Genomic DNA, 22042 nt, shown 5'->3' with positions numbered 1-22042 from the left:
ACAGTGGGAGGTCCTGATGCAGAAATTTCATCAGTTGAAAATAGGAGAGAGGGAAGTGCTCCTGTACTTGCCCCCCTCTTACGAGCAAACCGTTCGCCATTATCCGGTCGTGTATGTTCATGACGGCGGCTTTCTTTTTACGAACTGCATCAATTATTTGGAGCATTTATTTCGATCGGGGCGATTGCCTGAATTGATATTTGTCGGGATTGAAACGGCAAGGCGAAATGACGAATACACCCCGTGGCCCGCGGAATCCTTAACTCCGACCTCCGCAGGCTTTGGCGGGATGGGACGAAAATACGTCGATGAAATTACGGACGTACTTAAACCTTATATCGACCGGCAATATCGGACGCTCCCGGACGCGGGTTCCACGGGGATTATCGGGGGCTCGCTCGGTGGATTGATTTCCTGGTTCGCAGGGTACTGGAGGCCGGACGTGTTCGGAAAAATAGGTTTATTGTCCCCTTCATTTTGGTATCAGGGAGTGCTCGATTTTGTCGGAAATTCATATGGGCTGGACCGGAATCTGCTTGTATATATGTCCTTAGGCGGCTGTGAGGGCATCTACAAACCAAATGTCCAGAAACATATGGTCCGGTGCGGGAAAGAGTTTTGCGAGTTGATGGTGAAGCAAGGATTTCCTAAAGAACGATTGACGTTTGCCTGGGATCCTGAAGGGACACACGACGATTTGTTTATGGTGAAAAGATTTCCCGAAGCGCTGCAGCAGTTGTTCCGTTCAACTCCCGGATCATTGCAGGCAGTCAAGGAGAACACCTCGTGCTATCAAATCCCGGGAACCGAGGTTTGGAGCGTGACTGCGAATCCTACGGGTCGCGAATACCGCATTTTCGTGGCTGTGCCGGACACCCCGCCTCCGGCCGAGGGATACCCGGTTCTGTATTCCCTGGACGGGAACGCCTCATTCGGTTCCCTGGCGGAAGCCATGAGGCTGCAATCGCGTGGACCGCATGGGATTCCGGCCGCCGTGATCGTCGGCATCGGCTACGATTCCAACGAACCGCTGGTTACGGCCGAAAGGTTCCGCGATTATACGGTTTACGCCGAGGATCATGAGCTTCCGAAGCGCCCGGGAGGAACGGCTTGGCCGGAAACGGGAGGCGCGGATGATTTTCTTGATTTCTTGGAGCTGCAGCTCAAACCCGAAATGGAAAGGCGTTATCGGATTAACCGCGCAAAGCAAACGTTGTTCGGCCATTCGCTCGGCGGATTTGTCACTCTGTACGCCATGATTACAAGGCAGGGGGCTTTTCAGCGTTACGCGGCGGCAAGTCCCTCGATCTGGTGGAAAAATCACATGCTTTACACGTTAATGGAGCAGTCGGTTGAGACCATCAATGACATTGGAGAATCCGCCGTAGAACTCCTTCTAATTACCGGAACGGAAGAGAAGGCGTCCATGATCCGCGATGCCCGGGAGTTTATGAGCAGGCTCCGGCAATCCGGCCCCCATCTTACAGTGAATTATAAGGAAGTGGACAAGGAAGGACATGTCTCTGTCCTGCCCGCCTTGATTAGCGAACTGCTGCGCTTTGTGACCTCTTGAACGGGAATATTCAATGAAATCACCGCCGATAGTGTTTATCGGCGGTGATTTTTTCTTGGAGTGGTTGATATTAACCTCAGCCTTGAGCGTTATAACAGATGCCTCAGTGCATAGGCAACGCCATTTTCGTTGTTGCTGCGGGTTACTGCGGAACTCAGCTCTTTGACCTCATTGACCGCATTTCCCATAGCGATTCGGGTACCGGCGATTTTAAACATGGAGATATCGTTATAACTGTCTCCGATCACGACAGTGTCTTCCAGAGGGATACCGTAATGTGCGGCGAGAAATTTCAGCGCTTGGCCTTTATCTGTAGAGGCGGAAATGATCTCCAGGGTATGATCGGCGGAGGAGGTGGTATGGACGAAAGGGTGATCGGCAAATTGTTCCTGAATCGCCTTCAGTTTGCCTTCATTATAAGTAAACACAAGAAGCTTGTAGACAGGCGAGCCGGTTTGCATCACTTGTTGGGGATGGTCCACTTGTTGAATGCCGAACTGCACAAATTGGACCAGGGCGCTCTTCCACAGCAATTCCCGATCGATATCGGGATTTCCGCTAAGCAGGACATCCATTTCCGCCCTCAATTTATCTTCGCCCCGGGAAGGGGAATAGATGGCTTCCGGACAAAAAATTTCAAAGTAAACATCCAACTCGTGCAAGTATTGTACCGCTTCCTCGGCAATTTTGCGCTCAATCGGTGTTTGGTTTAACAGGCGGCCTTTCTCGTCAATGACTGACGCCCCGTTAAAGGAGATCATGGGCAGGCCATCCAGACCGACCAAATTCCGCACATCATAGCTCGCTCTTCCCGTGCAGATGGTGACCTTATGTTCACCGGACTTCAGTATTTTGGCAATCTCGGCTATCCCTTCGTCACTCGGTTTGACTTGGCTGGTCAGCAAAGTCCCGTCCAAATCAATGGCGATCAATTTCATGATGGTTCCTCCTCTTTTCTCTATACTCTAGTAATAACCCTATCGAGTATAATTTATGAAAAGCATTTCAGGTCAACCCATAGGGGGTATGTTACAATGGAGCATATGTTTTGCTGTTGTACTCGAGAGAAGATAAGAAGGATGAGGAAGAATGGGTGCCCAACTTTGAGCCACTGATTCCCGTTAGGAATCGTTGGAGTCTAAAATGCGCGAATATTGGGGATAGTGGGACCGGATGCAATCCGGACAAATATCGTGAGTGAAATCTGCGCAGGTACGTGCCTTAAGATATTCTTCGATGGAAAGCCAGTGATTCCGCTCGTCTTTAATTTTCTTGCAGACGGCGCAGATCGGGAGCAAACCGTGGAGTGTGCCGGCTTGGGAGACGGATTTGCGAAGTGCGGCTTCGGTTTCCTTATATGAAGAAATATCGGAATAAAGTAGCATGAGTCCGCTAAGCCCCGATGTACCGGCTTGAAGCAATGGCACCGCTTCAAGCCGGTACCAGCGGTTGCTGGTGGTGCAAGGCTGCATTTCCGTAGAGAAGGAAGGGAGCGTTCCATCAAGAACTTTTTGCAGCCGGGCCATCATTTCGGGGATATAAGGTTTAGAGTAGTGAGTTGTCGGGTCACTGAAATGTTGCATTACATTCATTCCCGGGCGATCCCAGAGCGGAGAAAGCCCGTAGTTTACCGCCGTGCGAATCCAGGTATCGTTTACAAATCGGATCGTTCCTTCAGGATCAAGGATAGCCAGGCTTATAGGGAGACAGTTGGCAACTTCCTGCCATAAGAAAAATGGACTACTCACAGCTTTCCCTCCTACTCTAATGAGGTGGGGAGGTTTTTAACGGCGCAACTCCCAGCTCATATTAATTAATGGAAATTTTGTGATATAATTGGTTAGTGATAGAAAGAATGAGGATTGGTTTAATTATATACGCAAATACGTCATTTTACAATCATAAAGTACGTAAATGCGTAACTTTGAAAATTTGCGTCTTTTGAAGGAAGGTCGGAGCAGGTGTCTATTTATGATCGAATCGAGTCGCTTATAAAGGCTGGCGAGATGACCAAAAAGCAGTTTTGTCAGGACCTTAACATCAGCACCGGCAATCTGGGGGATTGGAAGCGCGGGAAATCCACGCCCAGCACGAATAAACTGATTGAAATAGCGGCTTATTTTAACGTAAGCCTGGATTGGCTTCTGATCGGCCAAGAAGGAAAACAGCCTTTCGTGATCAAAGAGCATCAGGCGCCTTACGGCAGAGAGATTGGAGAGATCCTGAGGGAATACGGCTATCCGCTGACCCCTCGCGAGGCCGCGTTTATTCAGGAATATTTGGAGTTTGTCAAATACCGCAGGCAACAGGAAAACGATGGGGATTAATTCCACTTTACATTTCGTAAACACACCGATATAATAAGAATGTTCGTTTTTGAACTGCCGCGCGGTCGTGGTGGAATGGCAGACACGCTATCTTGAGGGGGTAGTGGGCGTACGCCCGTGGAGGTTCGAGTCCTCTCGACCGCATCTTAGTCATGCAGAAAGTCTCCGGATAAATTTCCGGAGGCTTTTTTTGTCTATTCGCTTTACCTGCAATCAACACTTCTCTAACATTCTTCTAATCTTTGGATACTATACTCGATTTAGTTTAAACCAAATAGGAGGGAAGAGAATGAGTAAGTTGTGGAGAAGGCTTGCGGTCAGCGGAATGGCTCTGGCCGTTATCGCGGCAAGTCCGGCGGTGATTGCCCAAGAAGGCGGGAATAAGGGGGCTGTTGCCGGCGGGACAACTTCCAAAAATCTGATTGTGCTTATCGGGGACGGCATGGGGCCGGCTCAAATTTCGGCTGCCCGCTACTACCAGCAATATGTGAAAGGCGTTAAATCGCTGAATCTCGATCCTTATTATGTGGGGCAAGCGACTACGTACGCCGACCGGGGCGAAGACGGGGGCACCGTCGTTTCCGGGATCGTCACGGATTCGGCGTCCGCCGGAACCGCCTTCGCTACCGGACACAAAACGTACAATGCCGGGATCAGCGTATCCAACGAAGACGTTTCGAAACCGTTTGCTTCGGTCATTGAAGCGGCGGAAGCCGGCGGCAAGGCCACCGGCCTCGTGACGACGGCGCGGATTACTCATGCAACGCCGGCTGTTTACGCTTCGCATGTCCGCAGCCGCGACAACGAAAATGCGATTGCTTCCCAATATTTGGACAGTGGGGTGGATGTGCTCTTCGGCGGCGGAAAGAACTTCTTTGTGACCAAGGAGGAGAAGGGAAAACGTACGGACAAGAACCTGCTTCCGGAATTTAAAGCGAAGGGGTACAAGGTGATTGAGAACGCCCAAAGCCTACAGGCATTGACGGCAAAAGATTCCAAGGTGCTCGGTTTGTTCGGCGGTTCCCACGTCGATTACGTACCGGACCGGAAAGCGGAAACTCCTAGCCTGGCCGCGATGACCTCCAAAGCGCTGGAAGTGCTTTCCGCGGATGAGGATGGCTTTGCCATCATGATCGAAGGAGGACGGATCGACCATGCGGGGCATGCGAACGATCTGCCGACCTTGGTTCAGGAAGCGCTGGATTTCGACGCCGCGTTTAAGGTGGCGATCGATTTCGCCAAGAAGGACGGAAATACGTCGGTTGTCGTCACCGCGGATCATGAAACGGGCGGATTGTCTTTGTCCAGAGACAACATCTATGAGATCAATATCGATTTATGGGATAAGCAGAAGAATTCTTCCGAATATCTGGTCAGCGCTTTAAACGAAGCCAAAACGTTGGCGGACGTGAAGAAAATCGTAGCGGAGAACACGTGGATTAAAGATTTGAGCGATGAGGAAGCCCAATATATCCTAGATGGCGATGGTTCCTCTTATAAACGGGAAGGCGGTTATAATGCCGTTATTTCCAAGAGGCTCCTAGTGGGCTGGTCGGGACACGGCCATTCCGCCGTGGATGTCGGGGTTTGGGCGTACGGGCCAATCGCCGAGAAGTTAAAAGGCCAAGTCGACAATACCGAAATTGCGGTAGCCGGAGCGGAAGCCATCGGTGTTGATTTGGCGAAGGCCACTGCGGAACTTCAATCCCGCCACATCTATCCGAAGTTTAAAATCAACCGGGAAAAAGAGGTGCTGTACCCGGCTAAAGCCTTGACCGAGGCGCTTGGGGGAACTTATCAGGAGAAGGGCTCCAGCGCTTCGCTCACCGCGGGCGGCAAGACCATTTCGGTCGATCTTGCCGGCAAAGCGGCAAAGGCTAACGGAAAATATACCGTTGAGGTGGATAACGGAACCTTGTATCTGCCCCTTGGCGCTTTCAATGAGCTTACCGGAAAGACTCTGAAATGGGATGCTTTATCGGAACGGATCCTATTGAAATAAAGACTTTAAAAAGGCATACAGGAACAGGAGAAACCCCTTTCTCCTGTTCGCTTTATTTTGAAGGAGGATACTATGCTGGAAATTCGCGGAGTTAAGAAACGGTTTCAAGTTGCGGGCAAGACGATACCTATCTTGGACATCTCCGAATGGAACGTGAACCAAGGCGAGCAAATCGCGATTACCGGGCCGAGCGGTTCCGGAAAAAGCACCTTGCTTCATCTGATCAGCGGAATCATGAAGCCGGATTCGGGAGTCATCACCATCGGAGGCGAGCGGTTGTCGGAGATGAACGAGGCTTCACGGGACACCTATCGGTCCGCACATATCGGCTATATTATGCAGGATTTTTATCTCATCCCTTCGTTAACGGCAAGGGAAAACATTCAAATGGCCCTCTCCGGCTCCAGGAAAGGGAAAAGCCGACAGGCCAACATCGCCGAGTGGCTTGAGCGGGTTGGCCTTAAGGATAGGGGACACCACAAGCCCGCCCAATTGTCTCGCGGTCAACAGCAGCGGGTGGCGATCGTTCGGGCGCTGATTCATGAGCCTGAACTGGTTTTGGCGGATGAGCCGACGGGAAGCCTGGATTGGGAAACCGCGGACGAAATCGGCAACCTGCTGCTGGAGCTGTGCGACAGCCAGCGGCAAACGCTTTTGGTCGTCACCCATGACCTGAATATGGCCGAGCGTTTCCCGGTTTCCAAACATATTCACGAGATCAATCTAATGAACCGAAACATGCAGGTACAGGGGGACATCGCGATATGAGCTTGCTGCGCTACATGCTTCGAAACCTGCTGCACCGTAAGTTTTTATCGCTGCTAACGATCTTGTCGGTAACGGCAACCGTGGGATTTATCCTTTTGCTCTCCATGTCCAAGGCGGGGGTGGAGGAAGGGGCGGAAAACGGATACGGGCCCTTTGATCTTGTGATCGGCGCAGCCGGCAGCGAAACGCAACTGGTGCTTAACACCTTTTATCATGTCGGAGCTCCAACCGGCAATATAGCCGGAGAAGCATGGGAGGCGGTAAGCAAGCATCAAGGGATCGACCAGGCTTTTCCCATGACCACCGGAGATTACTTTAACGAATTTCCGATCGTGGGCATCGACGCGGGCTATTTCATGACCCGGTACGGAGACCGGGCGTTATCGGACGGCATTCTGTACCGGCAGACAGGGGAAGTCGTCGTTGGGGCCCATGTGGCTGAAACCCTGGGGCTTCACGTTGGTGACACCTTCACAGGCGCCCATGGATTGGTGGGAGATTTACATCATGAAGAGGAGCATGAAGGGGAAGATGGGCATGCGGGCGAGGAGCAAGATGCCCATGAACAATTCCGGTATACGATTACGGGAATATTGCCCAAATTGAGCACTCCGGATGACCGGGCTGTATTTACCACGGTAGATTACGCTTGGGCAGTCCACGGCGAGGAAGGCGGACATCGGGAGATCACGGCCGTGTTGGTGAAGCCGAAGTCGCTGCTGAGCGGCCAAGAGTTAAGGGATGCGTTAGAAGATAAGGCCGGGATACAGGTTGTGTACACCAGCAAGGCGGTAGCCGATGTGGTGAACCTGGTGGACAGAGGATCGGAGTTGATCGAAATTGTCACCCTGCTGTGCGTAATGTTGGCCGCGGTAACGATCCTGTTATCTCTGGTGGCCGCTGCGGGCGAGCGTACCAAGGATGCGGGGCTGCTGCGTCTTTTGGGCAAATCGAAAGGATATATCATGGCTTCGATGCTCGGGGAAGGGCTTGCTCTTACGGCAACGGGGCTTCTGTTGGGCTATCTGGCCGGGCACATAACCGCTTATTTCCTTCAGGAGGCCGTGTTCAACTATGCGGGCATTCAGATCGACCCGTTTCAGGTTACAGGGGATCATGCCGCAATTGCCGTCGGAGCACTGGTCACCGGATTGGCTGCTTCCCTGTTACCCGCTTTCCGGATGTACCGGATGGACGCGTTGACTCTTTTTAAGGCTTAGGAGGAGCAAGAGTATGAGGAACCATAAAGTGATTTCTCTGGTGATGTTAATGATGGCCGTTCTTTTGCAAGCATGCGGGCAAAACAAACCCGCAAGCCCTGCCGCGGGCACTTTTGCCCAGGCGGAGGCGACAGGCGGGCTTACGGCTGAGGAGAGGTCGGTGATTTCGCCGGATAAGGAGCGGGCCAACGGGCCGCAGAAGGAAGCCAGAGCCCCCGATAATCCCCTGAAGGATGCGGAGACGGGCACGGTTGCAAAAGAAAACGAGCAGGAAAATGGACACGAAGAGCAACAAGGTAAAGAAAGTCCGGTTAAGGATAAATCGAGCGGCGATAAAGCCGCAAAGAAAACCCCGTCTAGAGCGGAAACTTCAGGCGGGAAGCAACCGTCGAAAACGGAAACGGTAAGCGGGGATCAGCCGGCAAAAACGGTGCCGGAAAAACAAAATACCGCTAACAAGGAGCCCAGGGAGAATAACACAAAGGTTAACAAGCAGGTTGACGGCGAACCGAAAACCAAGCAAACCTCCGCTGTGCCGAAAACACCGAAAACACCGAAAACACTGGATATCAGCGCCAAGAAGACCGACCGGGGTCCGCAAAGCATAAGCTGGACCGGCTTTTTCGACGGCGAAGACCAGACGACCCCGTCCGAACAGTTCTGGGATCTTAGCGGCTCGACAGTGACTATTAAGGGATTTATGGGTGAGGTACTGTCCTTTGAAAAAAACTGGTTTTTGCTGATTCCGGAGCCTGGGGCGGAATGTCCTTTTGACAATGGGGATGAAACCTACTGGAATAAAATCATGATCGTGTTTGTCCCAGACGACGTCAAGCTCCGCTATAAATCAGAACCGCTCCAAGTAACGGGGCGGCTTGATGTGGGGATTAAGATTGACGAATCCGGCTATAAAACGATGTTCCGGCTTTATGACGCTTCCTTCAAGGAGATTAAGGAATAGGCTGAATTTCTGCGTTTCAAGTCCCGCGCATTGCTTTAAATGGAACATGTAGCCGGAATAATGAAGGAGGTCCTTTCATGAAACCATTGTATACGGCAACAGCAACGGTAAAAGGCGGGCGTACCGGAACGGTGGAAACGTCGGACGGGGTCCTGAAGCTGAACCTTAGTATGCCTGAATCGCTTGGAGGTGCAGGGGGGAATGGCACTAATCCGGAGCAATTGCTTGCGGCGGGGTACGGAGCCTGTTTTGCGAGTGCTTTGGCCAATGTGGCCCGGAAAGCCGGAGTAAAGACGGAAGCGGCAGAGGTCACCCACCATGTGAGCATCGGTAAAGATGAGGGAGACGGCGGCTTTCGGCTGGCCGTGGAAATCGATGTGAAGCTTCCGGGAGTGGAGCCAGCCAAAGCTCGGGAATTGCTGCATCAGGCGCATGATTTCTGCCCTTATTCCAAGGCGACGAGGGGAAATATCGAAGTTAAATTGAATCTGGTGGAATAGCGCGACCATGCGCTTCAATAAAAAAGACTTCCTTGGGCATATTAACAGGGAAGTCTTTTTTTGGGTAAGGGAACGTGGAGATCAGGGATGTCATCCCCTTCCAAGTTGACACATGGATGAAAATTAATTAATATGTCTAAGTACTAAAACAGGTTTTTAAATTGATAATACGGGTGATGACCATGTCTTACAGACCGAATGTAGAGAACGTGACCAAGGCTGGGAGCAATGAAAAAGAAGGTTTGTACGAATTTATCGTCAAGCTGGCCGACGGAACGGAGTGCCGAGTATTTTACCACCGTTTTCCCGAATGGCGGTTAACCAATATTAGCCGTTTGCAGAAAACGCCTTGCCCGGTCTGCCGTAAAGATTTTATTTGCAAATGCATGGATAGTTTTTCGGGCGATATCGAGCGTCAAATTACAGATGAGCAGTGGATTGACAAGGCATTGGCCGAATAATGGATCGATTCGGTTGCGAATAGTGAGCGCGGGGCTAACAGGCTCCGTGCTTTTCTCTATATAGGGTGAGGAGGAAACAAGGTGGAAAATGATCAGGCAATCTCCGCTATCGTCTTTTTTGACGGTGTGTGCCATCTTTGTCAGGGGGCGGTGAAGTTTATTATCCGCCGCGACCCCCGGGCAAGGTTTCATTTCGCGTCCCTTCAATCCTCAACGGCGCGGACGCTTCTGGCGGGCCGGTTTCCCGGTTCGGGAGATACGATGCTTCTATTGGAAAACGGGAGGATGTATTCCCGTTCGACCGCGGCTCTGCGTATTGCCAAGGGATTGCGCTTTCCCTGGCCGCTGCTATACATTTTAATCGTGGTTCCGCCGGTGGTGCGCAATGCCGTTTACAGCTGGATTGCCGCAAATCGCTACAAGTGGTTTGGCAAGGATGAGGCGTGTATGCTCCCCACCCCGGAAATCAAAGCACGATTTCTGGAGGATCGGAAATAGGACTTGTCCGAAGAAAAAAACTGTGTTATTCTTACTGTAAAATTCAGGAATACGGGAACGGAAGCACCGTCCAAAACACCGAGACATCGGTTTTTGGGCGGTGCTTTTTTTCGTTCCGTGAGAGGAGCGTGAGTTTTCTTGCCCTTAAGGCTGGTGCTGGCCGTCCAGGATGAGCAATACATCGAACCGTTCCTTCAATTTGCCCGCAGCGGTGAATTTGAACGGGGATATACAGTTACCGCGTTTAGCCGGACGGAGGCGTTTGTGAGATATTTGGAAGAATGCGGGAATCAGGTTGACGCTGTTCTTGGGGAGGCCGTTTTTATCGAAGCGGTATGCCGTGACGGTCGGGAGAGGATCAAATTCATTCGCCTCAGTGAAGAGGAACAAGGGTCTGCCGGAAGCGGAGCTTTGTACAAATATCAGCCGCTCCCCTTGCTGCTTTCCGCCGTTTTCGAGAAGGTTCGGGAGATCCGGGAGGGAGCTGCTCCGCCGGAGGGGAGGACGCCGGTCTATGGGGTAACGGCAGCCGTGGGGGGATGCGGGAAGACAACGCTGGCTCTCCATTTGGTCCGGCAGTTGGCTTCGGAAGGTAAACGGGTCTTCTATCTGAATCTGGAGACCATCCACAGCGAAGTCCTTTGCGAGGCGAGACCAGCCGGGAAGGAGGGGAATACCAGGGGACTTGCACGCTTGCTTTATGATCTGAAAGCGGGGGAAGAGCGTCAGGAGGAGCTTAAACTCCCGGTTACGGCTTATTGTTACCGCCATTCGGTGCTTCATTGCGACACGTTTGCACCGGTCGATAACTTTAACGAGCTCCTGGAAGTTGGCAGAAAGGAGGCCGTTGCATTAATCGGATACATTGCCGGCAGCGGGAATTATGATGCGGTGATCGTAGATACCGATTCTTTTCCGCACGAACGAACAGCAACGATGATGGAGCAATGCGACAAATTGATCTGGCTTGTTGCGGACGATTGGGGAGTGATGAGGAAAACGGGGGCCTGGCTTGCTCATTTGGAGAAAACACGACCCTCCTTGTTCAACTCGGTCATGGCCAAAACGCTGTTTGCGGCCAACCGGGTTTCGGGCGAGGTCCAGGCCCTTTCCGCGGGAAAAGGCATTCAAGTTGCTGCCGTGCTCCCTTTGATTCCCGCTTGGGCTCAGGGGAACCGTCAGGGAGGGATCATGCATTCCCCGATCTACCAGCGGGATGTGATGAAGCTTTGCCGGATGTTGGGCACGACGAAGGACGGAGCTCGGGAAGGGAGGGAGCTTTTTGATTCAGGGCGACCTGTTTACCCTTCTTAGAGGAGAAATCCGCTCGGGTTTGGATGTTACCTCCACGCTGGAAGACGAACAATTGATGTCGTATATTGAGCGCCGCGTCCTTGAGGAGCCGCGGTTGGCCGGCCTTACCGCAGCGGAGAAGTTGAAATGGGTCCGCCGCTTGTATGATTCCTTCCGGGGACTGGACGTTCTCCAGCCGCTCGTCGACGATCGGACAATTACAGAGATCATGATCAACGGACATGATGAAATTTTTGTCGAAAAGGATGGACAGGTGACCCGGCTGCCGGTCCGCTTTGAATCCAGGGAACGGCTTGAAGACATCATTCAGACGATCGTATCCGGTGTCAACCGGGTGGTGAACGAGTCTTCTCCCATCGTCGACGCACGGCTCAAGGACGGTTCCCGCGTCAATATCGTCCTGCCGCCGATCGCGCTGAAAGGACCGACGATGACGATCCGCAAATTTCCCGATCATCCGATGACGATGCGCGATCTGGTCCAAAGAGGCGCGCTGGGGCAAGGGGCCGCCGAGTGGGTACAGACGCTCGTTAAGAGCAAATACAACATTTTTATCAGCGGGGGTACGGGGTCAGGCAAAACAACATTCCTGAACGCACTGTCCCAATACATTCCTTCGGATGAACGGGTGATCACGATCGAGGACTCCGCCGAACTGCAAATCGTTACCGTTCCGAATCTCGTTTCGTTGGAGACGCGAAATGCCAACACGGAGGGCAGAGGTGAAATAACGGTCAGGGACTTGATCCGCTCCTCTTTGCGCATGCGTCCGAACCGAATCATCGTCGGGGAGGTCCGCGGCCGGGAGGCGTTGGATATGCTGCAGGCCATGAATACGGGACATGACGGTTCTCTCTCAACCGGGCATGCCAACAGTACGATCGACATGATCAGCCGTTTGGAGACGATGGTGCTTAGCGGAGCGGATTTGCCGATCGCTGTGGTAAGGCAGCAGATTGCTTCGGCGATCGATATTTTCATTCATTTATCAAGACTCCGCGACCGTTCGAGACGGGTGACCGAAATTTCGGAGGTTATAGGGATGAAAGATGGGGAGGTGATGCTGAACCGGCTTTACCAATTCAGGGAGCAGGGAGAGAACGGCGGGAGGATTATCGGCCGGCTGGAGAGAACGGGAAATCGGCTAATGCATGGAGAGAAGCTGGCCATGGCCGGAATGAACCGGGAATGGGCGGAGGAAGAGGGGGAAGGCAGGTGAAGGAACGGGGGATTGGCGGACCCGCTAGAAACGCACGATCCGCATCGGTCATTGGCAACCGGGAACCGCTTACGGATTACCGTATTTATGTGCTGTCCGATCGCCAGAAATGGAGCTGCTTGCTGTTGGGAGGTATCGGATTGTTCGGGATAGGATACGTGTTTTTTCATTCCCTGATTATTTCGCTGCTGCTGGCGGGAGGGACGTTTTTATCGCCGAAATACTGGAGCCGCTACTTGCTCCGGAGAAGACGGGAAAGGCTTGGCTTGCATTTCAAGCAAGCTTTGTACTCCTTGTCCTCGTCTCTGGCGGCCGGGCGTTCCGTGGAGAACGGCTTTCGGGAAGCTATCGCGGATTTGAGGCTGTTGTACCCTGACGGAAGCAATGACCTTATTTCCGAACTGGCCATAATTTGTACCCGGCTTGAATATGGGCAACCGATCGAAGAAGCGCTCCAGGATTTCAGCAGGCGTGCGGGCATGGAGGATATCAGCAACTTTGCCGATGTTTTCACGACATGCAAGCGCACGGGTGGGGATCTGGTCGAAATCGTACGGCGGACCTCCGCCATTATCAGTGAGAAGTTGGAGATCAGCCAGGAGATCGGGGTCATGATCGCCCAGAAGCGTTTTGAGGCAAAAGCGATGCTCGCGGCGCCCGTACTCTTCTTAATGTTCATGGATTTGACTTCATCGGATTACATGAGGCCTTTGCACAGCGGAGCGGGGCTGCTGATTTCTGCCGTCGCGCTGCTGATCTTTGCGGTTTGTTCGTGGCTGATCTTTAAAATTATGGATATCCGCATCTAGGAGGTGAGTTCGCTTTGATGCTGTTGGGCGGCCTGTTGTTATGGGCCCTGCTCGGTTTGTGGTGCGGCCTGTACCTTAAATCCAGGGAGAGGTATGAAACTTACCGCGGACTTGTGATGGAAGGAATCCGGCTGCAAAAGATTGCCCCTCCCATGCTGTTTTTACTGGAGAAGCTGAGGTTATCCCAGAGGGCTCCCTTCTTTTTTTTCAAAATTCAACGTTCGGTCCAGAAGCTTTGCGGGGATCGGCGGGGCGGCGATTTGACCCGCCTTTTTCTGGCGGAAATGCTCTCTTACAGCTGGCTGTTGATGATGTTCGGCAGCTTGTTGACATTGCTCATGGGAGGCGATGGCAGCGGGCTGCTCATCGGGGGAGTTCTGGCTGCGCTTCTTCCGGCGGCCCTGATCAATGATCTGCATCGAAAGGTAGTCCGGCGCGAAAGGGAGGTGCTGATCGAACTGCCCGAGCTTTTGAACCAAATCATTTTGCTGGTCGGAGCCGGATCCACCGTCCAGCAGGCGATCAAGCACTGTTTGGAACGAAGGAAGGGGGAACAAGACCATCCGCTGTATCGTGAACTGATCCAGATGCAGAGGGAATGGGAAAGCGGCGATTCGTTTCAGCATGCGATGGAAGGATTCAGCAAACGATGCGGCATTCAGGAGGTGTCTGTCTTTACAACGGCAGTATTACTCAATTTCCGCCGTGGGGGCAACGATTTTGTACTGGCGCTTCGTGATTTGTCACATACCCTTTGGGAAAGGCGAAAAGCGGTGAGCAAGACGCTTGGGGAGCAAGCTTCCTCCAAACTTGTTTTTCCGATGGTGCTGCTTTTCGTTGTCGTGGTTATTTTGGTGGGAGCTCCGGCCTTTATGGTGATGAATTTGTAGCAAGAACTTTTAATCAATGATATGGGGAGTGAGGATTGTGTTGGCTTTGATGAACGGGAAAATAAAGGGGTTTTGGCGCAATGAAGACGGACTTGGCATGCTTGAGATGATTTTGATCATCGCGGTCATCGTAATTATAGCGATTATTTTTCGGACCCAGCTCAAAGAAATTGTCACGAGCCTGCTCGGCAAGGCCAAATCCAAAACGGAAAATTTTATGGACGGGCAATAAAATGCGGCGGCTTTTGCAAAGTCGGGAAGGAAGCTTCACGCTTGAAGCTTCCCTCGTTCTCCCCGTTATCTTGACAACGCTGCTTATCCTGCTGTTTTTCTGCATGTTCTTGTATCAACGCGCAGTTCTCGGTCAAGTCGCGGCCGTAGCGGCGGAACGGAACGCTTATGTCTGGGATAACAGCTATCGCAAGCCGGAAACCGGCGCGTTTGAAGAAGGGAGCTATGACCCGCTGTATTGGAGGTTGAGTGATGACGGGATGCTGCAGGCTATTTTCGGATTTGACCGCCAAAACCCGGGGGCGCTTTTATCGCTTCCCGCGGTTGGAGAAGACGGGGGAGACGCCTTGCCTTTGCGAAAGCTGAACCGGGTCGGACAGAAAGTTCACCCGGGAATTCAAGGCGAGATGACATACGACAACAGGCTTTTGATGCGGAAAGCCGCGGTATCCTTGAATCGCTTCGCTCCGCTGGCCCCGCTCGAAAGAGTCATTGGAGATATCACTCAAGATGCGTCATCAGAGGCCTATATCGTTGATCCTGTGGAGTGGATCCGCAGCGTCAATCTGGCGGGATATTACGGGGCCAAATTCAAAGGCAGCGGCGGAAGCAGCATGGACAAACAGGAGGCGGGAAAAGCACTGGCCTTGTTCGGAAAATAACGAGCCTTACATTCGAGTTGACTCTTGATTTTACGGCTATAGCTGGAGTAGAGGGGGCGGAAGATATAACGATGTTTAAGCGCAGGCGTTCGGAACTGGGGGCCGTTTCGGTGTTTTTAATTATGGTTTTTGCGGTCGTTTTTGCCTTTGTTTCCATCTTTGTGGATTTTGCCCGCATATCCGCCCTTCAGGCGAAGACGGAGATGCTGGCTCATGCCGCTGCCCGCTCCGTCATGTCGGCCTATGATCCGCAGTTGTTGGAGAAATACGGTTTGTTTGCCTTTGGGGAGACGGATGCCAACTACATGATGTCCAAGGTGCTCCAGGCTCAGTTCGACACGTTGAAACAGAGTGAAAGTTTGCCGATTGTGAATGCGCAGCTCGATTCGTCATCCGTAGAGCTTCTGCGGCCGTTGGGTACTTATGGGGTGTTTGAGCAGCAGATCCGGGAACAGATGAAATACAAAGCTCCGATCGATTTTACGATCGAGATCATCAACCGCTTCAAACCGATGTCCGGCATGATGAAGGAGGCTTCCAACACTGTCGATTTGCTCGGCAAGCTCCAGAAGCTCTACGAACGCCGCGAGGCGAAGCTGGACGACATGCTGGAGAAACAAACACGTGCGGCCGCTCCGGTCACTAAATTCGGGATTTGGTTACCAAGGTCCGGTGGTCCGGCCGGGGATGGAGAGCTGGGGGATATCTCCGCCGCAGCGGACGTGGCGGCCCAGTATGGGGAGTATGCCCAGAAAGTGGCAGAAGACCGTGACAGGAAACCTCTAAAAAGGAGGCACACCCTGGAAATCGGCCGATATCGCTCAAAGGCTTCAAGGGTGTTCGATCATTTAAAGGACGGAAACCGGGAAGCGGGTGAGCTTCATCGGGAACTGCTCCCACAGGCGAAACAGCTTTTGAACGAGGCCAGGGATATCAATGAACAGATGAAGCGGATCATTAAGGAGGCGGAAGATCGGCCCGCTCAGGATGGATACAATACGGTTGCGAATGCGGAAAGCACGGGCGGTAACGATGCGTTGTCCGGCGGAGACCACATCTATAACATTCGCCAAAAGAGCCTGGAGCTGATCCTCCCGGAGGATATGTTCGCCGACTTTGAAAGCGATATTTCGCAGCAAGCCGCAGATTATTCCAAACTGGATGCCGCCGCTTCTCCTTTTTTGGCCATGGAGGGGGCCGTTATGGCGGCTGCCTGTTCGGAAGGCGCACTATTCTCGAATCTGAACCGGATGCGATCGGAAGTCAACGGTTTTGCGGGGAAATTCGCGGATCCCGGAGCGGGAAATCTGTTGGAGCAGAACCGAAAGAAGCTCCTGGATAACCGTTCCTCCGACGGGGAACGGAAAGCGACAGAGAAAAAAGCCGCAGCCAAGTTGAAAGAAGCCAGAAATCTGATCGGACAAATCTCCGGTTTGAAGGAGAAGTTAAGAGAACAACAAAAGCAGTTCGATCAATTGGAAGCTTATTTTCAGGCCAATCGGGAATTCAATAGCCATTCCAGCCCCTCCAAGGGGGAAACGGGAGCTGCTAGGGCGGCTGATCCGTATGACGCAGGGGGTGAGGCCATGGCCGGAATGGACTCGCTTTATGGCGGATTTTCCGGCTTGCTGCAAGGGATGACGGACAGCTGCTTCCAGACCGAGTACATTGCAAGCTATTTCCGTTACCTTGACGTAAGTTCGCTCAAAGGGCTGCTGAAGGAAAAAGGTGCCGGAAAATTGGAGTTGATATCCGATTCTTTTGCGGCGGGCCGCCAGGAAGTGGAGTATATATTGTACGGATTCCACAATCCGGCGGGAAATATCGCAGCGGCATACGGAGAAATTTTTACACTTCGGCTGGCGATCCGGACGATGGAAGGATTGGTCAAACACGCCTCAGAAGGCAATCCGCTGTTCATATTGGCATCCGCCCTGCTGTATGGGGTGGAGAACGCCATCAAGGATATGATTGACCTAACCCAAAAAGGCAGCCTTGAGCTTAGCGATTTTTTAAAGATTCAATTTTCCTACAGGGACCATCTGCGCCTGTTCTTACTAATTCATGGCAGGAGCGAGAAAAGGCTGTCCCGGATGCTGGCCGTAATTCGCATGAATACGGGGATTCCGACGGAGGAACGGGCTACATATCTGAAGGGGAGCGTCACCGCCTCCTCCCCGCTCTGGTTTTTGCCGGGGGTTGCCAAGGCGATGAGTTCAGCCGGGGTCCTTTCGGGAAGGGTGGAAGGAAGCAAATATGTTGCGAGTAAACAAGCGGATTTTTCCTATTGACGAACAGCCTGATACGAAGGGGAGCATCGTACTCGAAGCTTCTCTGGTGATGCCCTTATTCGTCATGGTCATCTTTCTGTTCATTTACATGGTCCAGATGACGTTGATTTCCACACAAATGCAGGTCGTGGCCGCCAATGCGGTAAGGCAGGTTTCAGCTCATATCTACCCTGTGGCTTTGGCGGTCTCCAAGACAACGGCGGGGGAAAAAACGAATAGAAATGAAGGTGAACCGTTACCTGGGAAGCAGTCGGCCGGTTGGAGGATGCCGGAATTGTCTTTATCCGCGTGGGCGAACGAGTATGCCTCCAAGCTGCCGGAGCCTTTATCCGGCTGGGTTCAGTCTGCGGCGAATCGGGGAGACGAGCCGCTTCAAGATGTGAAGAGCCGCCTCTCCGAGCAGGTTCTCGATCCGGCAATAAAGCCGATGCTCCGCCCTTTTTTGAAGGGGACCTGGCTGAAAGAAGAGCGGCTTCACGTTCATCGGGTCACTGTCCCCGACCTGAAGACAGGCCGGAATCCTTATTTCGGACTGGAGATCAGCTACGAGCTGCCCATCAAGGTTCCGTTAACCGGGCGGAGGATTTTACTTCAGGCGAGGGCGGAAGAACGGCTGTGGATCGGTGATACTGGGGAACAAGACGGTCAGGGCAAAGGGAGCGGGGAAGGCGAATCGGGCAAGGGGAAGCCGGCCTCCATTGTATCCAAGCCCGAGCCAGCCTACGCGGGCCATCGCGCGCTCGTGAAAGCCCTCGTAGAACCAGGAACGCAAGCCAAATTGACAGTGTACTACAAAAGCGGCGTCAGTAAAGCCAAGTATTTGGGGGCCGCATCCGCCGGAAAGGACGGCATTGTGGAATGGGAATGGCTCGTAGGCGGCAATACGACACCAGGTACATGGACGATTGAGATAGAAACGGAGGACGGACTAAGAACGACTGAACAGTTTAATGTTGAAAGTCCATAACTCAAGGGAAACTATTTGTCTTCGCAGGGGGGAGCGAACATGACAGGGGAGCTTGTTGGGGTTTTTATTTTATTAGGGGCGGCCTTTATAACGGACTTGAGATCGATGAAGATACCGAACGCCTTGACGCTGTCCGGACTTGCGTTTGGATTGCTGTGGCATCTCCTGGACGGAGGATGGGGAGGCGGCCTGTTCGCTTTAAGAGGGGTTGCGGTAGGCTTCGCCCTAATGCTGATGCTGTATTGGTTCGGCGCGGTCGGCGGAGGCGATGTAAAGCTGTTTGCGGGCATCGGCGCATGGACGGGGGCTCAGATGACATTGCATATCATGGTGTATTCCATCCTTTGCGCCGGTTTAATCGGAGTCTTTATCTTGATTTTGCGGCGGGAAGCGTTTACCCGGTTACGCGGAATTTTGCATAATATTCTGGGTGCCCTTGTGCTGAAAAGCTGGATTCCCGTTCGATCGGGACGGAAGAATCAACTGCAATTTCCGTTTATGCTTGCGGTACTCCCGGCAGCGGTCTATGCGGTATTCAATTTATCCTAGGGAAAGGGGGACAGGATCATGCCGGAATTGACGGCCGATTTTATAAGAGACGGCGGAACCTACATGGTGCTGGGCGCCAAGGGCGGCCTTCATTCAGGCCATCTCAACCGGGTCCAGAGGAACATGCTCTCTTCGGTTTCCGTCCCGAACTTGCTGCGTCTGGATGTCAGGGAAGTGGATTTTGAGGTCAGTCTGCACTATGAGATCACCGGCAAGAGAATGCTGTCCCAGTGCTTGAAACAAGACAAAATCACGATGCCGGAACTCTACAACTTGCTGATGCAAATCGCGGAAGCGCTGGATGAATGCAAGCAATTTATGCTGTCACCGCTTAACTTCTATTTGGATGAAAATTTTATTTTTGTCGAGGATCCTTTATCCTCCGGAATTTTATATTTTACATATTTGCCTTTTTGCGAGCCTCTTTCGGACGAATCGCCGGCGAAAGCGCTGACTGGACTAATCACCAAAATGATTACATGTGTTTCTTCGATGGAGGGAGGAGGAATCCAGCAACTGCTTCGCTTCTGCTCGGACGAGCTTTTTTCATTGCCCGAATTCAAGAATCTGTTAGTTCGGCTGATGACGAAGGAGGATCCGGCCGCGACCGGCGTCTCAGGTTTCAAAGGTCCGGAGAAACTTGGCTGTCGCCCGGATTTGCGTTCTCCCGCCGTCACGATTAAGGAGTATGTGCCTGAACAAAATATTCCTTCCCCAGCGTCCGATTTTTATCCTTCTATGGCGAACATACGCGAAGGGGAGGCTTGTTTTTCTTCTCAGGCCGGAGCGGAGAATGACAGGCCGGTTTCACCGCCGTCAGGCGCTTCCAGGTTAAACACCTACATCTTGGCGGGGATGGGGGTGACGGCCGCTCTCTTGTGGAAAATCATCTACTTCGATAATCCCACAAGTTTGAACAGGAATATATGTCTTGCCGCAACGATACTGCTAATAACGGCTGCCCTGCTTTTAGGCCGCGGTAAATGTAGATGGCTTTCCCTATTCGGAGGTCAAAAGCGCGGGGGAGGCGATGAAAGCGATGATGAGTTAAAAACAAATGAGAATGAGATTAATGGAGCTCCGTCCTGGGACCAAAGCTGGCGCTGGAATGAACCGTTTGAACCTGAACTTGCCATCGCTTCGCCTTTGGTTCATGACGGTTCCAAACAGTCCTACAACGCCTGGAATAGGCCCGAACCCGATCCGCCGGAGGCCGGTCATGCCGCAGGGATGCCCCCTTTACCGGCGCAGCGAACGGTGCTGCTCAGAGAACCGGCAGCGCCGGACCGGTTATCCCCAAAGGCGGCGTCATTCTCCTTGGAGCGGCGGCAAGGGGAGCAAGGAGGACAAAATCCGGAAACCATTATACTCGGTAAAGGCAGCTTCATAATCGGGCGCTCGGAGGAGATGTGTCAATATGTGGACGGCGCGCCGGGGGTCTCCCGCGCTCATGTGGAACTGATGGTGCTGGAAGAGGGTTGCTCGTTAAAAGACCTCGGTTCACGGAACGGAACGATACTTCGTGGAGAGCTGATCGCTCCTTATAAGAGTTACCCCATGAATCCGGGGGACTCCTTTATTATTGCCGATTGCACGTACACCTTGCGCCAGCGCGGCTTGGGAGCTAATTTGGATTAACCGTAGATAATCCTACCCAAAGAGTGTATAATGATCGAGAATCATTCTCAATTACATCATTTTGGTTTATAATTGCTATGTTGTCTTACTACTGTGAACAAGTCAAAAGGATGGATTAATTCATGACAGCCTCAACCCAAGCTACAAAAGCAAACCGCCGTTCCCGGCCGCTTGCGGCCAGTCTGATTTTGATCGGCGGCGTCATTTTGCTTGCATTCGCTATCGGCTTGTCCATTTCCGTCGGGGCAGCCGATATCAAGCTGTCCATGGTATGGGACGCTCTATTTCATTTTGACGCCGGGCGGACCGAGCATCAAATTATTCTCGACATGCGCCTTCCCCGCGCGGTAGCCGCGGCATTGATCGGCGCGGCGCTTGCGGTCGCGGGAACGATCATGCAGGGGATGACAAGAAACCCGATGGCCGATTCCGGGCTGCTTGGACTGAACTCCGGGGCGGGGCTTGCATTGGCGATTTGTTTCGCGATGGTACCGGGAACGCCTTTTCTTCTAATGATGTTTTATTCTTTTGTCGGCGCCGCGGCCGGTGCCGGTCTGGTTTTTGGCATCGGCTTCCTCTCGAAAGGCGGCATGACCCCGGTCAGACTTACCTTGGCAGGGGCGGCGGTGAGTATGCTGCTGAATGCGATCAGCGAAGGAATCGCCCTGTACTTCAAGGTCGGCCAAGATCTTGCGTTTTGGTACGCCGGCGCGGTTACCGGGACGACCTGGGACCAGCTGAAATTCGTCGCCGTAGGCGTTGCCGTCGGTTTGGTCGGGGCGCTCTCTCTTTCCAAGTCAATCACCTTGCTTAGTCTGGGTGAGGAAGTGGCTACCGGACTGGGGCAGAGGACGGGCTTAATCAAAGCGCTCAGTATGATTTTTGTGCTGATTCTGGCGGGAAGCGCCGTTTCGCTGGTCGGAGCCATCGGATTCGTCGGCTTGATGGTCCCCCATGTCACCCGATTTTTGGTGGGTGTCGATTATCGCTGGGTTGTCCCGTCTTCAGCCGTTCTGGGAAGTTTGCTTATGGTGTTTGCCGATATTCTGGCGCGGATGGTTAATCCGCCCCATGATGTTCCGATCGGAGCGCTCATCGCCGTTATCGGGGTTCCCTTCTTCCTTTACCTCGCGATGAAGCAGAAAGGAGGGCTCGACTGAAC

Annotated in this window: 22 protein-coding genes and 1 tRNA gene; 21 read left to right on the top strand and 2 right to left on the bottom strand. The window is 52.7% G+C overall.

Annotated elements, in window-relative coordinates:
• Positions 1 to 16 precede the first annotated feature (16 nt).
• A complete protein-coding gene (locus V4U84_RS07795; RefSeq protein WP_334073674.1) occupies positions 17 to 1573 on the top strand; it encodes an alpha/beta hydrolase in 1557 nt (518 codons plus the stop codon).
• Positions 1574 to 1662: 89 nt separating this feature from the next.
• On the opposite strand, the gene V4U84_RS07790 is transcribed toward V4U84_RS07795, so the two are convergent.
• Together V4U84_RS07790 and V4U84_RS07785 are read right to left on the bottom strand one after the other, a co-directional pair.
• Positions 1663 to 2511, bottom strand: a complete 849-nt coding sequence (locus V4U84_RS07790) for a Cof-type HAD-IIB family hydrolase (protein ID WP_334073675.1) — start codon at positions 2509 to 2511, stop codon at positions 1663 to 1665.
• A gap of 183 nt (positions 2512 to 2694) precedes the next feature.
• A complete protein-coding gene (locus tag V4U84_RS07785; protein WP_334077011.1) occupies positions 2695 to 3321 on the bottom strand; it encodes a PAS domain-containing protein in 627 nt (208 codons plus the stop codon).
• 213 nt (positions 3322 to 3534) lie between these two features.
• On the opposite strand from V4U84_RS07785, the gene V4U84_RS07780 reads away from it, so the two are divergent.
• From V4U84_RS07780 to V4U84_RS07685, 20 genes are all read left to right on the top strand, one after another.
• On the top strand, positions 3535 to 3900 hold the full coding sequence (locus V4U84_RS07780; protein ID WP_334077010.1) for a helix-turn-helix domain-containing protein: 366 nt from the start codon (positions 3535 to 3537) through the stop codon (positions 3898 to 3900).
• A gap of 61 nt (positions 3901 to 3961) precedes the next feature.
• Positions 3962 to 4044 (top strand) — tRNA-Leu (locus tag V4U84_RS07775).
• 145 nt (positions 4045 to 4189) lie between these two features.
• The gene (locus tag V4U84_RS07770) at positions 4190 to 5902 is read left to right on the top strand and encodes an alkaline phosphatase (RefSeq protein ID WP_334073678.1); all 1713 of its coding nucleotides are present in this window, start codon (positions 4190 to 4192) and stop codon (positions 5900 to 5902) included.
• 72 nt (positions 5903 to 5974) lie between these two features.
• Positions 5975 to 6670, top strand: a complete 696-nt coding sequence (locus V4U84_RS07765; RefSeq protein ID WP_334077009.1) for an ABC transporter ATP-binding protein — start codon at positions 5975 to 5977, stop codon at positions 6668 to 6670.
• Positions 6667 to 7890 carry an ABC transporter permease gene (locus tag V4U84_RS07760; RefSeq protein WP_334077008.1) on the top strand — a complete coding sequence of 408 codons (1224 nt, stop codon included), beginning with the start codon at positions 6667 to 6669 and terminating at the stop codon, positions 7888 to 7890. The genes V4U84_RS07765 and V4U84_RS07760 overlap by 4 nt, the downstream gene beginning before the upstream one ends.
• Positions 7891 to 7903: 13 nt before the next feature.
• Complete coding sequence (locus V4U84_RS07755) at positions 7904 to 8851, top strand: hypothetical protein (protein WP_334077007.1); 948 nt, start codon at positions 7904 to 7906, stop codon at positions 8849 to 8851.
• Positions 8852 to 8928: 77 nt separating this feature from the next.
• Positions 8929 to 9351, top strand: a complete 423-nt coding sequence (locus V4U84_RS07750) for an organic hydroperoxide resistance protein (protein ID WP_334073682.1) — start codon at positions 8929 to 8931, stop codon at positions 9349 to 9351.
• A gap of 182 nt (positions 9352 to 9533) precedes the next feature.
• Positions 9534 to 9812 carry a hypothetical protein gene (locus V4U84_RS07745; RefSeq protein ID WP_334073683.1) on the top strand — a complete coding sequence of 93 codons (279 nt, stop codon included), beginning with the start codon at positions 9534 to 9536 and terminating at the stop codon, positions 9810 to 9812.
• Between the two features lie 81 nt (positions 9813 to 9893).
• On the top strand, positions 9894 to 10310 hold the full coding sequence (locus tag V4U84_RS07740) for a thiol-disulfide oxidoreductase DCC family protein (RefSeq protein WP_334077006.1): 417 nt from the start codon (positions 9894 to 9896) through the stop codon (positions 10308 to 10310).
• A gap of 138 nt (positions 10311 to 10448) precedes the next feature.
• Complete coding sequence (locus V4U84_RS07735; protein ID WP_334077005.1) at positions 10449 to 11624, top strand: P-loop NTPase family protein; 1176 nt, start codon at positions 10449 to 10451, stop codon at positions 11622 to 11624.
• A complete protein-coding gene (locus V4U84_RS07730; RefSeq protein WP_334073974.1) occupies positions 11596 to 12843 on the top strand; it encodes a CpaF family protein in 1248 nt (415 codons plus the stop codon). Before V4U84_RS07735 ends, V4U84_RS07730 begins: the two co-directional genes overlap by 29 nt.
• Positions 12840 to 13652: a type II secretion system F family protein gene (locus tag V4U84_RS07725; RefSeq protein WP_334073686.1), complete on the top strand. Its 813-nt coding sequence runs from the start codon at positions 12840 to 12842 to the stop codon at positions 13650 to 13652. Before V4U84_RS07730 ends, V4U84_RS07725 begins: the two co-directional genes overlap by 4 nt.
• A gap of 17 nt (positions 13653 to 13669) precedes the next feature.
• Positions 13670 to 14542: a type II secretion system F family protein gene (locus V4U84_RS07720; RefSeq protein WP_334073975.1), complete on the top strand. Its 873-nt coding sequence runs from the start codon at positions 13670 to 13672 to the stop codon at positions 14540 to 14542.
• Positions 14543 to 14558: 16 nt separating this feature from the next.
• Positions 14559 to 14774: a Flp1 family type IVb pilin gene (locus V4U84_RS07715; RefSeq protein WP_334073687.1), complete on the top strand. Its 216-nt coding sequence runs from the start codon at positions 14559 to 14561 to the stop codon at positions 14772 to 14774.
• A 1-nt stretch (position 14775) separates the two neighbouring features.
• Entirely contained in the window at positions 14776 to 15435 is a 660-nt protein-coding gene (locus tag V4U84_RS07710; RefSeq protein ID WP_334077004.1) for a TadE/TadG family type IV pilus assembly protein, read from the top strand.
• Positions 15436 to 15506: 71 nt separating this feature from the next.
• Positions 15507 to 17726, top strand: coding sequence for a TadE/TadG family type IV pilus assembly protein (locus tag V4U84_RS07705; protein ID WP_334073689.1), 2220 nt, complete (start codon positions 15507 to 15509; stop codon positions 17724 to 17726).
• Positions 17692 to 18693, top strand: coding sequence for a TadE/TadG family type IV pilus assembly protein (locus V4U84_RS07700; protein ID WP_334073690.1), 1002 nt, complete (start codon positions 17692 to 17694; stop codon positions 18691 to 18693). Before V4U84_RS07705 ends, V4U84_RS07700 begins: the two co-directional genes overlap by 35 nt.
• A 39-nt stretch (positions 18694 to 18732) precedes the next feature.
• Positions 18733 to 19242, top strand: a complete 510-nt coding sequence (locus V4U84_RS07695; protein WP_334073691.1) for an A24 family peptidase — start codon at positions 18733 to 18735, stop codon at positions 19240 to 19242.
• 18 nt (positions 19243 to 19260) lie between these two features.
• On the top strand, positions 19261 to 20880 hold the full coding sequence (locus V4U84_RS07690) for a DUF6382 domain-containing protein (RefSeq protein WP_334073692.1): 1620 nt from the start codon (positions 19261 to 19263) through the stop codon (positions 20878 to 20880).
• A gap of 122 nt (positions 20881 to 21002) precedes the next feature.
• On the top strand, positions 21003 to 22040 hold the full coding sequence (locus V4U84_RS07685) for a FecCD family ABC transporter permease (protein WP_334073693.1): 1038 nt from the start codon (positions 21003 to 21005) through the stop codon (positions 22038 to 22040).
• Positions 22041 to 22042 lie beyond the last annotated feature (2 nt).

Origin of the sequence: Paenibacillus sanfengchensis, from assembly GCF_036864765.1 — a bacterium.
Taxonomy (GTDB): domain Bacteria; phylum Bacillota; class Bacilli; order Paenibacillales; family Paenibacillaceae; genus Fontibacillus; species Fontibacillus sanfengchensis.
This window is presented reverse-complemented; position numbering and strand designations above follow the sequence as displayed.